10 protein-coding genes are annotated in these 13469 nt (G+C 63.8%); 6 read left to right on the forward strand and 4 right to left on the reverse strand.

Annotated elements, in window-relative coordinates; all coding sequences use genetic code 11:
- Nucleotides 1–114 precede the first annotated feature (114 nt).
- Nucleotides 115–1662, forward strand: a complete 1548-nt coding sequence (locus XH98_RS35950) for a TadE/TadG family type IV pilus assembly protein (RefSeq protein WP_271621360.1) — start codon at nucleotides 115–117, stop codon at nucleotides 1660–1662.
- On the opposite strand, the gene XH98_RS35955 is transcribed toward XH98_RS35950, so the two are convergent.
- Both XH98_RS35955 and XH98_RS35960 read right to left on the reverse strand, forming a co-directional pair.
- The gene (locus tag XH98_RS35955; RefSeq protein WP_271602452.1) at nucleotides 1659–3152 is read right to left on the reverse strand and encodes a flavin-containing monooxygenase; all 1494 of its coding nucleotides are present in this window, start codon (nucleotides 3150–3152) and stop codon (nucleotides 1659–1661) included. The genes XH98_RS35950 and XH98_RS35955 overlap by 4 nt on opposite strands.
- 106 nt (nucleotides 3153–3258) lie before the next feature.
- Nucleotides 3259–3708 (reverse strand): cupin domain-containing protein, encoded by a 450-nt coding sequence (locus XH98_RS35960; protein ID WP_057743125.1) that lies wholly within the window; start codon nucleotides 3706–3708, stop codon nucleotides 3259–3261.
- 186 nt (nucleotides 3709–3894) lie between these two features.
- Between XH98_RS35960 and XH98_RS35965 the strand changes: the two genes are divergently transcribed.
- Nucleotides 3895–4920 carry an AraC family transcriptional regulator gene (locus XH98_RS35965; RefSeq protein WP_271621361.1) on the forward strand — a complete coding sequence of 342 codons (1026 nt, stop codon included), beginning with the start codon at nucleotides 3895–3897 and terminating at the stop codon, nucleotides 4918–4920.
- Nucleotides 4921–5062: 142 nt separating this feature from the next.
- Here the strand turns inward: XH98_RS35965 and XH98_RS35970 are convergent, their stop codons facing one another.
- Nucleotides 5063–6925 (reverse strand): ATP-binding protein, encoded by a 1863-nt coding sequence (locus XH98_RS35970; protein ID WP_271621362.1) that lies wholly within the window; start codon nucleotides 6923–6925, stop codon nucleotides 5063–5065.
- A gap of 239 nt (nucleotides 6926–7164) precedes the next feature.
- Here XH98_RS35970 and XH98_RS35975 point away from each other — a divergent pair, with 239 nt between their 5' ends.
- Nucleotides 7165–8493, forward strand: a complete 1329-nt coding sequence (locus XH98_RS35975; RefSeq protein ID WP_271602455.1) for an NAD(P)/FAD-dependent oxidoreductase — start codon at nucleotides 7165–7167, stop codon at nucleotides 8491–8493.
- Between the two features lie 9 nt (nucleotides 8494–8502).
- Nucleotides 8503–9429 carry a 2-hydroxyacid dehydrogenase gene (locus XH98_RS35980; protein ID WP_271602456.1) on the forward strand — a complete coding sequence of 309 codons (927 nt, stop codon included), beginning with the start codon at nucleotides 8503–8505 and terminating at the stop codon, nucleotides 9427–9429.
- A gap of 56 nt (nucleotides 9430–9485) precedes the next feature.
- On the opposite strand, the gene XH98_RS35985 is transcribed toward XH98_RS35980, so the two are convergent.
- On the reverse strand, nucleotides 9486–9683 hold the full coding sequence (locus tag XH98_RS35985) for a hypothetical protein (RefSeq protein ID WP_271621363.1): 198 nt from the start codon (nucleotides 9681–9683) through the stop codon (nucleotides 9486–9488).
- A gap of 212 nt (nucleotides 9684–9895) precedes the next feature.
- Between XH98_RS35985 and XH98_RS35990 the strand changes: the two genes are divergently transcribed.
- On the forward strand, nucleotides 9896–11176 hold the full coding sequence (locus XH98_RS35990; RefSeq protein WP_271621364.1) for an HlyD family efflux transporter periplasmic adaptor subunit: 1281 nt from the start codon (nucleotides 9896–9898) through the stop codon (nucleotides 11174–11176).
- Nucleotides 11177–11188: 12 nt separating this feature from the next.
- Entirely contained in the window at nucleotides 11189–13381 is a 2193-nt protein-coding gene (locus XH98_RS35995) for a glycosyltransferase (RefSeq protein ID WP_271621365.1), read from the forward strand.
- The last annotated feature ends 88 nt before the right edge of the window (nucleotides 13382–13469 follow it).

A 13469-nucleotide genomic window follows, 5' to 3' on the forward strand; every position in this document is an offset into this window, starting at 1 on the left:
TCTTCGCTAACCAAGCGCTGGTCCCGGCGACTGTTTCGTCTCGTGACCCTTTTGACTCCTGTCAATCATTTTTCCGCGAACCGTCGAGAAGGCTTGGCAATGCCGGATTTTGGAATGGTACAGCGCCTTGGCCGGCTCCTGTCGCGATGGCAGCGCGACTCCCGTGCGAACGTCGTCGCCATCTTTGCAATCGCGCTCGTGCCGCTCATTGCGTCGATCGGATGTGCCATCGACTACAGCATGGCGACGCGCATCAAGGCGAAGCTGCAAAGTTCCGCGGATGCGGCGAGCGTGGCCTCGATCTCGGTCAACTCGGCCGGGTACAACGCCGCGATGGCGATGACGTCGAACGGATCGGTTGCCGCCGGCGTTACGGAAGCGAACAACATCTTCAACGGAAACGTCACCGGGTTCGCCAACAGCTACACCAATCTGGGTCTGACGAGCACCGTCACCAAATCGGGATCGAGATTGTCGGCGTCCGTGCAATTCAGCGCGGACGTCCCCGTCACCTTCATGCAGCTTCTCGGCTACCACAAGCTGACCGTAACCGGCAGTTCGTCCTCGTCCACGACGCTGCCGCTGTATCTCGATTTCTATCTGACGCTGGACGTCTCGGGCTCGATGGGCCTTCCCTCGACCACCGCGGAAGCCCAGCGCATGCAGTCGATCAATCCCGACAACTACCGGCAATATCCGACGGGCTGCACGTTGGCCTGCCATTTCTCGCCGCAGAACAGTGCCTGCACGGATTCCGGCACGCAAGGCTATCCCACCAACAATTATTGCCTTGGCTACGCGATCTCGCGCGTCAGTCAGAGTGGGTACAGGGGCCTGCTCAGCCCCAAGGCCACCAATCCCATGGGCGTTCAGCTGCCGTCCTCGATCGTCTCCGGACTGCCGAATTCGCTCTACTCAAATCTCGCGACGGTGGCGAACTGCCCGACCGACGGGACCGATTCCTGCATCCAGCTGCGGCTTGACGCCGTCGGCTATGCGGTGAACCAGCTGTTCGTCACGGCGAACAATACGGCGAGGGTGACGAACCAGTTCCGCATCGGCCTCTATCCTTTCATTCGCTATCTGTACTCGTATTTCCCGTTGACCAGCAGCATCAACGGTTCGACGACCAATCCGTCGACGATCAACTATGCGGCGGCCAATCTGGCGACGCTGCTCGATACCAACATGAATGCGAGCCTCGGCTCGGGCGGCACGCATATCGACACGGCATTGTCGAGCGTGAACACGCTGATCACGAGTGTGGGCGACGGCAGCGCGTGGAACAACACGCTGCCCTATGTCTTCCTCGTCACCGATGGCGCGCAGGATCCGCAGGTCAAGGGCGTTCCCAACGGGTCCTGGTCGGGCAGCAACCATGCCACCACGATAAACCCGGCCACGTCGTGCACGCCGCTGAAGAACCGCGGCATCATCATCTCCGTGCTGTACATCCCCTATCAGAAGATCAATCCGGTCAACACGTCCTTCGCCGGCGACGAGGACGATTACGCCAACTGGAACATCCCGAATATTCCGGCCAGCCTGCAGAACTGTGCCTCTCCGGGCTTCTTCTACACCGCGAACACACCTGCCGACATCACGGCGGCGCTGAACGCGATGTTCAATCATGCGGTCCAGGAGGCCCACATCACCAACTAATCCGCTGCCTGATACGCTGGTGCCGTCGTCAGGAATTTTGCATAGGCATCGGCATCGGGCGGCAGGAAATGTCCTTTGAGCCCGCCGCGCATCCGGGTCTTTGCGCCGATGTCGGCCATCAGCTCGTCGAAATGCCGGTAGTGATAAGGTGCGACACACAGGCCGCCATAGACGCCGGCGGCCGGTCGCTCCACGCGCTTGAAGTGCAGCATCATCTCGATGTTGTCGCGCATCTCTCGCTCCGTCGGCTGCTTCGCGAGCCGTCCATCGGCATAGCGCACCAGCCAGTTGGCGGCGAGATCGGCGCAGAGCACGGTGCAGAATGACGAGTTGAAGCCGACGAAGCCGAGGTCGGGCAGGTCGGGGTTGGCGATCAGGCGGTAGAGCCGGTACTGCCCGTCCGCATCGACCAGCTTTTGCTGATAGGCCTCGGGAAGGAAGGGCACGCCGAGCTTGTAACCGATCGCGAGAACTGCGACGTCGGCACCGATGCGCTCGCCGCCGCTCATCACGATGCTGTCGCCTTCATAATGATCGAACGTGCCGAACACCGCCTTGATGCGGCCGTCGGCGACCATCGGGTAGAAGCCGGGCGTCGCGATCGGCACCGAGCAGTTGACGCCATCCTCGATCCGCTCTTTCGGCACCATCTTGCACTTGCCAAGCTTGAGCTGCGCTTTCAACAGGCTCTCGAGGCCGCGCCAGTTCGCCCAGATCACGGGCGCAGCGAGACGGTACGCGAGCCGTGACATCGCACCGAGGCCCCAGCCCGGAAACATCTCCTCCTGCGCGCGGATATAGAGGATGCGCTTGAAGTTCACGAGCCCGCCGATGAAATAGGGGATGCGCCAGACCGGCTCGCGCATCACGATGGTGACCTCGCGCGCTCCCGATTTCACCGCGTTGACAGCAATGTCGGTCGCCGATTTCGATCCGCCGAGCACGACGACGCGGCGGCCTTTCGCAAGCGTGGCATCGCCGTATTTCGACGAATGCAGGATCTGGCCGCCCTCTGCCAGAAAGCCGTCCTCGCCCGGGCAATGCAGCTCCCGCGGCTCATTGAACTGCCCGGTGCAAACAGCGACGAAATCGAAATCCTCGTTGCTGGTCGCGCCATCCTTGCCCGACAGGGCGAGCGTCCAGCCCGGTCTGTCGTCGGTGCGCCGCGCCATGCCCGAAACCGTCGTATTGAGGCGCAGCATGCGGTCGAGACCGAAGCTTTTCGCGTAGTCGGCAAGATAAGCATGGACCTGCGGCCCGGTCGGCCATTCCGGATAGGTCTCGGGCATGGCGCGATCGGTGTAGCGGTAGAGATCCTTGGGGCTTTGGGTCTGCACCTCCGGGTAGGAGCGCGCCGGCTCCCAGACGCCGCCGAGATCGGCGCTGCGTTCGACGATGGTGACGTGGTGGCCGCGGGCGGAGAAGGCTTTCGCTGTGGCGAGGCCGGAGACGCCGGCGCCGATCACGCAGACATGCTTGGGGCTGACCATGGGATGGCTCGCAATCGTTGTGTTTTGCGCGCGAGCGGCCACGTTCGGCCGCAAGGTGCGGCCGGCGGGGCTGCAGGCAGGTGAATGTGAACGAGGAGGCGGGCGCCTAGTCGTTGGCCTCGGGCGGCAGGAAGTCGACCTCGTGCAGCGCCGAGATGCGCACGACCTCGGCCGGGTCGGTCAGATTGTGCAGCTGGTTGAACAGCGCTTCCAGCTTCTGCATCGGCGAGACCCAGAACAGCGCGCGGCACGGTTTGTCTGACTTGTTGAAATAGCCGTGCGGAATGCCCCGGGGCATGCGCACGAGGTCGCCGGCATGGGCCTTGACCCAGACGCCGTCGAGCTTGAGGTCGAGCGTGCCTTCCTGCACCAGGATGAATTCGTCCTGGGTCGGATGGATATGCACCGGCACGAACTGGCCGGGATCGCTGTTGGTCTCGAACGCGAAGGTGGAGTCGGTGACGGCCTTGGGGAAGTAGACCTGGCCAAGGATGTTCCAGCTCTTGCCGCCGTAGCCCGTGCCGTTTGCAGTAATGCCCTTTTCGAGTGCAGTCATGCTCGCCTCCTGTTGGATACCGGCGAGAATGGAGCTTCAGCCAGACGCGAGCGGCTGTCTATCCGCTAAACGAATCCGGCCGTGGCTATTGCCCTGCAGCACGGCGAATTTGCGACACGGCCCTTTTCGCATCCCCGGAACTATTATAGGCTTAAAGCAATTCCGCGACGCGAAGCGTGGTCGATCATGTCCGCAGCCGTGCTGGAAATCAGCGCAAGGGCGCCCGCAGCCGAACGGCTTGCGGAGTTCGCTCGCGTCACCACCGATGATGTCGACGAAGCGGCCGAACAGATCGGTCGTATTTTCTGTCCGCACGATCTCAGGCCGGCGCAGGCCCGTGCGTCCGGATTTTCGGCCCGGCACAATTGCGCAGCCTTCGACGGCTTTTCCATCAACTATGTCGGCTATGGCGGGACCGTCAGCATCGATCCGGGCTGCCTCGATCGCTTCTTTCTTGTCCAGGTCCCGCTCACAGGCAGTGCCCATATTCACGCAGGTGCCAGCGGATTCGACGTCGCGCCCGGCAAAATTGCTTCGCTGTTGTCGCCGACGATCGCAACGCAGATGACGTGGCGTGACTGTGCGCAAGCGATCTTGCTGCTCGATCGCCGCATGGTGGAGCAGCGTGCCGCGGCGCTGTCGGGCAGGGCGGCGGCCGCGGTCGAATTCGATCCCGTGATCGACCTGAGCGCACCGTCGGGCCGGCATCTGCAGGCCAGCCTTGCCGAGCTGATGACGCTTGCCGAACGGCTGGGACCGTCTGGCAGGCTTTCACCGACGTCGATGGCCGGATGGCGCGAGGTGCTGCTCGATCGTCTGCTCAATGGCCAGCGGCACGGCCTGTCGGATGCGATCACGACGTTCTCGGGTCAGGCCGAGCGCCTGCCGCGCGCGCTCCGCGCTGCGCGGGACTATCTTGCTGATAATGCCGATGAGCCGCTCGATCTCGCGCAGCTCGCCTGCGCGTCCGGCATCGGCATCCGTGCGCTTCAGCTCGGCTTCCGCCGTCACTTCGGGATGTCGATCTCGGAGATGCTGCTCGATATCAGGCTTGCCAGTCTCCACGCCCGGCTCGCGAGGGCGTCATTCGACGTCTCGATCACCGACATCGCATTCGATCTCGGCTTCACGCATCTCGGCCGCATGGCCGGAGCGTATCGCGAAAAATTCGGCGAGACACCGTCGGCAACGCTGCGACGGCGGCTGAGTTAAAGCATGATCCGGAAAAGTGCGAAGCGGTTTTCCCTCGCGACATCAGCGGAACGCGTTTGCGCGGAGATCATGCTCAAACAAAGAGCTAAAGCGTGATGACGATTCAAACCGATCTCATCGCGCTTTTAGCGAGAGGGCAGATCTATTTTCGGGATCGCGTGGCGCTGTCCTCGGCCGCCTGCCTGCGCAGGAAGCCCTCGAGATCGGCCTGCACCGAATAGGGCGTCGGGATCGCATCCCCCGCGGCATCGACGGCGGTGTCGAGCGAGCGGCGCAGCATGCGTGCGAGTTCGGCCTTGCGGTAGGGTTTTGCCAGCAGGGGCGCGCCCGTGGTCGCACTTCCCGGCGCGTGCTGGGAATCGTGAGCGTAGCCCGAGGTGAACAGCACCCGCAGCGACGGACGCGCGGCCACCATCCGGTCCGCAAGCTCGCGGCCGTTGATGCCGCCGGCCATCACGATGTCGGTGAACAGCAGGTCGAACGGCGTGCCGCTCGCCGCAATCGCAAGCGCTTCGGTCGCGTTGGCGGCGGGGACGACCTTGTAGCCGAGGCTCTCGAGCTGGACCGTGACGTATCGGCGGACGTCGCGGTCGTCCTCGACGCAGAGGATGGTCTCGGTGCCGCCCACGATCTTGCGCGCATCATAGCTTGCGGGACGCAACGCGCTGGTCTTGGCCTTCGGCAGATAGATCGTGAAGGTCGTGCCGCGGCCTTCCTCGGATTTGACCTTGATGCCGCCGCCGGACTGCTTGACGAAGCCGAACACCATGCTGAGCCCGAGGCCGGTGCCTTTGCCGACCTCCTTGGTCGAGAAGAACGGATCGAAGATCCGCTCGACGTGCGCTTGCGGGATGCCCGTGCCGGTATCGATGATCTCGATCTCGACATAGTCGCCGGCGTAGCCGGCGCCGACCGCAACGGCCTCGCGCACGCCGAACACCACATTGCGCGTCGTCAGCGTCAGGCGGCCGCCCTCCGGCATCGCGTCCCGGGCGTTGATGGCGAGATTGAGCAGCGCCGCGCTGAGCTGCCCGCGGTCGGCGTAGGCGAGCCAGACATTGCCGTCGAGCTTGCGCACGATCTCGATCTTCTTGTCGAACGTCGCCAGCAGCAGCTTTGAAAGCTCCTCGAGCAAATCGTTGACGTCGATCTCGGCCGGCTGCAGCGCCTGCTTGCGCGCAAACGACAGCAGGCTGGAGGTCAGCGCGGCGCCGCGGTCGGCAGCCTCGCTGATCAGCTTGGTGATGGAGACGAGCGGCGGATTGTCCTTCACGGCCTCGGCCAGGATCTCGATCGTGCCCGTGATGACCGTGAGCATGTTGTTGAACTCGTGCGCGATGCCGCCGGTGAGCTGGCCGACCGCCTCCATCTTCTGGGACTGGATCAGCTGTTCCTCCGCCGCGCGCTTTTGCGTCACGTCCTTGACGAAGACGTTGATGACGGAGCGGTCACCGATGCGGAGCGCGGTGCTCGACGCCTCGATCAGGATGTCGTCGCCGGTTCGGTGCAGGATGTTTGCCTCGAAGCGGATGCCGATCGGCGTATCGCGGAGTTCCGGCAGGATGCGCGTCATGCGCTGCCTGAAACCTGGGCGCAGCGGCTCGGCGACGAGCAACTCGACCACGTCGGCACCCAGAGCTTCCAGCCGCGACCAGCCGGTCAGGGCCTCGGCCTGCAGGCTCCACTCCAGGACAATGCCGGTGTCGTCGGTCTGAATGAAGGCGTCGAGCGCGGTCCTGATGATGGCTTGCGTCATCTGCGCGCTGCCCGTGCGCGCCTGCGCCTGCTCCGCCAGTTCGGCGGTGTGGCGTTGGCGCTGTGACGTCGCGATGCTGCTTGCGCAAATGCGGGCGAGCAGCACCGCAACTGCGCCGCTTGCGAGCAGGGCAACGATCTGGGCAGCGCCGAAACCGCTGCCGGCCACGGCATAGGAGACAAAGAGAGCCGCGGCGGTCACGACGGACTGCGCGGCCATCGCAAATGTCAGAAGCCCCCTGAGTTTCATGCTCCCACACCAAAGACGACAACCGCACCGGCCACCCGGTCCCGGCTGCCGCTTGATGTGAGCTACAGACTCCGCGCGGCGGCGTCGAGGGGCAATTTGAGGTAGTGTCGTCCTCCTGCCTTTCCTTTGGGTTCACCCCCGGGGCGAACCGGTCTGGCGCGAAGGGCGTGCATACAAGCAATGCGATTGACAGCTGTATTGAGGTGTGATCGTTCGAACTGACCTTCCAGGAGTGCATCATGTCCCCGCCGCTCAACCGAATAAGCAGCGACGAGCGTCTGCCGGCGCAGGCTGACGTCGTCGTCATCGGCGGCGGCGTCATCGGCGTCTCTGCGGCCTATCATCTGGCGAAGAAGGGGCTCTCCGTTGCCCTCGTCGAGAAGGGCCATGTCGGCGGCGAGCAATCGAGCCGCAATTGGGGCTGGTGCCGTCAGCAGGGCCGTGCGCGCGAGGAGATTCCGCTCGCGCGCGAAGCTTTGCGGCTGTGGGAAGACATGCAGAACGATGCCGGCGTCGATGCCGGCTTCCGCCGCACCGGCGTGCTGTTCCTGACCAAGAACAAGGACGAGCTCGCCGGCTGGGAGCGCTGGGCCGCCGTCGCGCGCGAGATGCAGGTGCACTCGACCGTGCTGACGCCGGCCGAGGTTGCCGAGCGCATGCCGGGAAATACCGACACATGGGTCGGCGGCCTGCACACGCCGAGCGACGGACGCGCCGAGCCGTCGATGGCGGTGCCGGCGCTTGCGACGGCTGCGCGCAAGCACGGCGTCACCATCCATCAAGGCTGCGCCGCGCGCGGGCTGGAGACGACAGGCGGGCGCGTCAGCGCCGTCGTCACCGAGAAGGGCACCATTCGCACCCAAGCCGCGCTGCTGTCGGGCGGCGCATGGTCGTCGCTGTTCTGCCGCCGCCATGGCATCGAGCTTCCGATCGGTCTCGTCAATGCCACGGCGTGCCGGACCACGCCGGCGCCGGAGATCACCTCGGGCGCGCTCGGCACCGATCTCTACTGCATCCGCCGCCGCCTCGACGGCGGCTTCACGCTGGCGCTGCGCAACCGCGGCACGGTCGAGCTGTCGCCCGATTTATTCCGCTACGCGCGCACTTTCTGGCCGACCTATCAGCATCGCAAGGGCGGACTGAAGCTGTCATTCGGCAAGTCGTTCTTCGACCAGATCATGCGCGGCACCAGCTGGAGCTTTGACAAGCCGTCGCCGTTCGAGACCGAGCGCGTGCGCGATCCCGCGCCTGACATGTCGCTGGTTAGCGCGGCATTGGCCTCGCTGATCAAGGCGAACCCCGAGCTGAAAGACATCGAGATCGCGGAGGCCTGGGGTGGCACCATCGACTGCACGCCGGATACGATCCCGGTGATCTCGCCGGTTGATGCGCTGCCGGGCTTCTTCCTCGCCACCGGCTTCTCCGGCCACGGCTTCGGCATCGGCCCCGCCGCCGGCAAGCTCGCCGCCGACCTCGTCACGGGTGCGACGCCGCTGGTCGATCCCGCCGCCTATAGCCACAAGCGCATGATCGACGGCCGGCGGCTCGCGCCGGTCAGCCCGTTCTAAAGGCGCGGCATGACGGTTCTCTACAAGGCCAATCTGGTGCGCGGCGCGGAGTGGGCGCGCTTGTTCGCGCAGCGCGCGCCCGACGTGCCGTTCCGGCTCTGGCCCGACATCGGCGATCCGGCCGATGTGCGCTATCTCGTGGCATGGGTGCCGCCGGACGATATCGCACGGAGCTTTCCGAATCTCGAGCTGGTGTTCTCGGTTGGCGCCGGCGTCGACCAGTTCGACTTCACGAAATTGCCGCCGCATGTGCCGCTGGTTCGCATGATGGAGCCGGGCATCACCGATCGCATGGTCGAATATGCCTGCATGTCGGTGCTCGCATTGCACCGGGACCTCGTGCAGTTTATCGGCCAGCAGCGCGAGCAGGTCTGGCGCGAGCTCCCCGCGATCTACGCGAGCGAGCGGCGTGTCGGTGTGATGGGGCTCGGTCTGCTCGGTCTGGCCGTGCTCGATCGGCTCAAATCGTTCGGCTTCTCACTGCTCGGCTGGAACCGTTCACCGCGCAGCATCGACGGCGTCACCTGTTATGCGGGCGCGGACGCCTTGGCGGATTTCCTCGGGCAGACCGACATTCTGGTCTGCCTGCTGCCGCTGACATCGGAGACGCGCGGCATCCTCGACGCAAATCTGTTCGCGCGTCTGCCGCGTGGTGCACGCCTGCTCAATGTCGGCCGGGGCGGCCATCTGGTCGAGGCCGATCTCATCGCGGCGCTCGACAGCGGGGCGTTGTCGGCCGCCGTGCTCGATGTCGCCGAGCCGGAGCCGCTGCCTGCGGGCCATCCATTCTGGAGCCATCCGCGCATTCTGCTGACGCCGCACATCGCCAGCACGACGAAGCCGGAAACGGCCGTCGACTACGTGCTCGACACCATCGCCCGTCACCGTCGCGGCGAAGCCCTGCCGGGCTTGGTCGATCGTCGTCGCGGTTACTGAGGGTGCGGTGATGATGCGAACATCGGCGCGGATCTCGATGAATCTCGATTGCCATATCAAGCAGCACGCTCGAACCATTCGATCGGCTTGCTCTTGGCGAAGTCGTTGACCTTGGTCGTGCGTCGCCGGCGCGAGGGATGACCGCCCTCGCACCGCCGCCATTCGGTCGGTACAAGCGCCGCGCCGACTTCAAGCCGGAATAGGTCGGCATCTTGTTCTTCGCTTCGGGTGCCGTAGTTCTCCGGTTTTGACACGTATTAACCTATTGTGGTGAAACCTAGATATGCTTCTCGTGGTTGCGAGGGCGAGTCTGCTTCGGCGGCGAATTTTGATTTCGGCCAGCGGCAATGTTGTCGGATTGCTCCTTGCCTCAAGGCGCCGACTTCATGCCAACGCCCAGGCCATGCGGCGATTGTCGCCTTCGCAGCGGCAGTCGAAGCGACCAAAGCTCATTGGAGATCCAGTCGTGGTTCGCTTGCATGTCGAACGTTTCATTCGCAGCCGGATCGTTCGCCGATCCCTGGCGCTTGGGATTATCGCTCTCAGCGGATGGGCCCTGTTGCCGTATGTGACCTACCGAATCGCTCCCTCCGCCTATGTCAATGCCGAGCTTATGCGGGTGACTGCGCCGATGGCGGGTCAGCTTTCGTCAGATCTTCCACGCAAGGGTGAATATTTCGAGCACACCCGGATGGTGCCGCTGGTCGAGGCGCGTTCGCCGGATCGCAGGCACTTCATGGACCTTGACCAGCAGCTTGCCGTGTCCACCAAACGCGCCGAGCTCGCACGTCGGCAACTCGAGGAAATCGCCGAGCTCGATCGCAAGCTCCGCGAGCGCAGCGACGACTATCGTTCGGGGATGGTGACGCGCCTGAGCCACGAGATCGGTGAAACCGAAGTTGAGAAAGGCGGCTGTCTCGCTGAGGCGCGACAGCGGAACGATGTCGCGGGCCGGATGGAGAGGCTCGTGAAGCTCGGCATCAGTTCGCAGATCCGCTCCGGTGAGGCCCAGGCCTCGCAGGAGGCAACTGCAACGCGGTGCCAGATGGCCGATCAACGCCTGCAGCGCCTCAGGACGGAACTGGGGGCGGCCGAGAAGGGCATTTATCTTCGTGGCGATGCCAATGACGTGCCCTATTCTCAGCAGCAGCGCGAGCGGCTTGTCCTCCGCCGACAGGAGCTCGAGACGGACCTGTTGCAGAACAGCTCACGTGCCGCGCAGCTGGCTGCGGAAATCGCAGAGGAGCGCACTCGACTTGATCGTCTCGATCACTACGATCTGTCCTTGCCCGCGGCCCATGTGGTCTGGTCGGTCGCGGCCAGCCCGGGCTCGATGGTCACGGAAGGACAGTCGGTCTTCGACTTCGCAGATTGCGAACGGCGGTTTATCGTTGTTGAACTACCCGAGCGCGATTTCGAGAAGATCAAGGCCGGAGATGCGGCTACCGTCCGCCTGATTGGGAGCCGCGAATGGAAGACCGGCCAGATCCGGCAGGTCCGCGGATCGGCGGCGTACGGCGATGATCGGCTGCTTGCGGCTCGGGTGCCGCGGCCTGATCCCGGCAACATTACCATTGAGATATCGCTTCCGCCCAATGAGACGTCGGCCGACCGCAACGGCTCCTGCGATATCGGACGGCTGGCTGAGGTGCGCTTCGAGCGCAGAGCCGACGGCCTGCTACGATTGGTCAGCTCGAAGTTGAAATGGCTGACCGCTCGCCTGGAACTCGACCAATCGTCCCTGTGAGCGAGCTGTTCCATGCAGGCCATGACTCTGCCTTTCTCTCAGCTGTTCGCGCCGATGATGGCCATCTTTGCCGTAATGTACCTGTTGGCGCCGACCTTCCCGGTCGCGCGCCCTTGGGCGCGTGTCGCGGTCTTCGTCGTGGTTTGGCTTGTGGTCGCCCGCTATCTCGAGTGGCGTATTTTCACCACCGTGCTGCCGGCAGGCGGGACCTGGTATCAGGTCGGCTGGATCTGGTTCTGCCTGTTCGTCGAGCTTCTGACCTTCACAGATCAGTTCATTCTCTATCTGACGTTCCTTCGCAGGACCGATCGTCGAAGCGAAGCAGATCAGCACGAGCGTCGGCTGCGCAGCCTGCCGGACGACGAGATGCCCTCGGTGGACGTCTTTATTCCGACCTATGACGAGCCATTCGAGGTGCTGGAAAAGACGATCACGGGCGCGCTGTGTCTGGACTATCCAAACATCCAGGTCTGGGTCTTGGATGATGGTCGCAGGCCTTGGCTCAGGGCACTCTGCACGCAAAAGGGCGCCGGCTATCTCACGCGCGCCGACAGCTTGAATGCCAAGGCCGGCAATATCAATCATGCGCTGACCAAGACGAGCGGCGAGTTCTTCGCGATCTTTGATGCGGACTTCGTGCCGCAGCGCAATTTCCTGATGCGCACGATGGGCTTCTTCGCTGATTCAAAGGTCGGAATCGTTCAGATCCCGCACGCCTTCTACAATGAGGACCCGATGCAGGCGAATCTCGGCCTGCACAGGGGACTGCCGGACGAACAACGGTTCTTCTTCGATTCCATCATGCCCGCGCGCGACGGCTGGGATGGTGCCTTCTGTTGTGGTTCCAACTCCGTCACGCGTCGCGCAGCACTCCGCGCGGTGGGCGATGCCTTGCCGACCCAGTCCATTACGGAAGACATCCTGTTGACGCTCGTCCTGCTGCGCAAGGGATACGTCACCCGCTATCTCTGCGAACCGCTGGCGATTGGACTGGCGCCGGAAAGCCTTGATGCCTTTTTCGTGCAGCGGCAACGCTGGGCGCGTGGCGCGATCCAGACGCTGTACCTCGCCGCCGGCCCGCTCGGCCCCGGACTGGGCTTGATGCATCGGCTTCTCTTCTTTCCGACGCATTGGCTCTCATTGGGCTTGCGGGCGCTCATGGTTGTGGTGGTTCCGATCGTGTTCATGTGGACCGGCCTGGCGCCTGTCGTCGACGTCACCCCCGAATCGGTGTTCTTTTACTTGTTTCCCGCGATCCTGGCGCTCAACGGCGGCATCTCCTGGTTTGCGCCGCACGTGCATTTTCCGCTCGCCGCTCAGGTGTCGGCGACGATCCAGAGCTTCAAGCTCCTGCCAACGGTGCTGGGGACTCTCGTCAAGCCGACGGGACATGCGTTCAGGGTGACGCCCAAGGGCGCTGCGGCGCGGCGTGCAAGTTACGCTGCGGAGATATTCTGGCCGTCGGCGATCCTGATGGCGTTGACGGTTGTCGGTGTGGTTCTGAACACGATCCCGGAATGGCGGGTGATCGATCATCCGGCGGCTCTACCGATGGTCGCCTTCTGGTCGGTCGTGAACATCATCGTGCTTTTCTTCGTCTGCATGACCTCGCTGCAGGCGCGGATGGGACGTACCGAGGAGCGTTTCGACATCGACGAAACGGTCTTGATCCAGACCGGGACCGGCGAGCAGCTCTCCGGGCGCGTGAGCAACATCTCCCTCTCCGGCGCCGGCGTTACGCTCGGCTCCGGCATTGACTGTCCTCGCGCCGGAGAACCGCTGCGCGTGCACATCATGCAAGTGGGTTGGGTCGATGCGGTGATTGCGCAACAAAGAAGCCGGCTCATCGGGGTGCGGTTCAAATTGCCGCAGTCGCTTGAACGAGACCTGCTGATCCGCAAGCTCTTTACCGTCGCCCGTCTGAAGCGAAACGATGTCGTCGCGTGCTCGGTGAACAGGGCGATGCTCAAGAACATCTGGTCAATGGCCGCGCCGTTGCCCCATATTGTTGCAGGCGGCGCGAAGCCCGCGCCGCTCCCGCCGACCGAGCGTCTGCCGGCAGAGAGCATGGTCATTCGGCCTCAACCGCGGACAGACGATTTTGCACATCTTGCCGGGGTACGAAGCCTGCATCCGACGAGTTTCACGGAACCTGGCTTTGGCCGAGTGGCCGGCACAGTGATCGAGGCCGTCGCGCCGAGCTGATTGCCGTGTTGTCCTTCTCGTCGGACCAGTCCACGGGCCATCGATCGACGGTCAAGCCGCTCGTCGATGGCGTCAGTCTCCTTCCGGT

The sequence above is a fragment of the Bradyrhizobium sp. CCBAU 51745 genome (assembly GCF_028128715.1).
Taxonomy (GTDB): Bacteria; Pseudomonadota; Alphaproteobacteria; order Rhizobiales; family Xanthobacteraceae; genus Bradyrhizobium; species Bradyrhizobium manausense.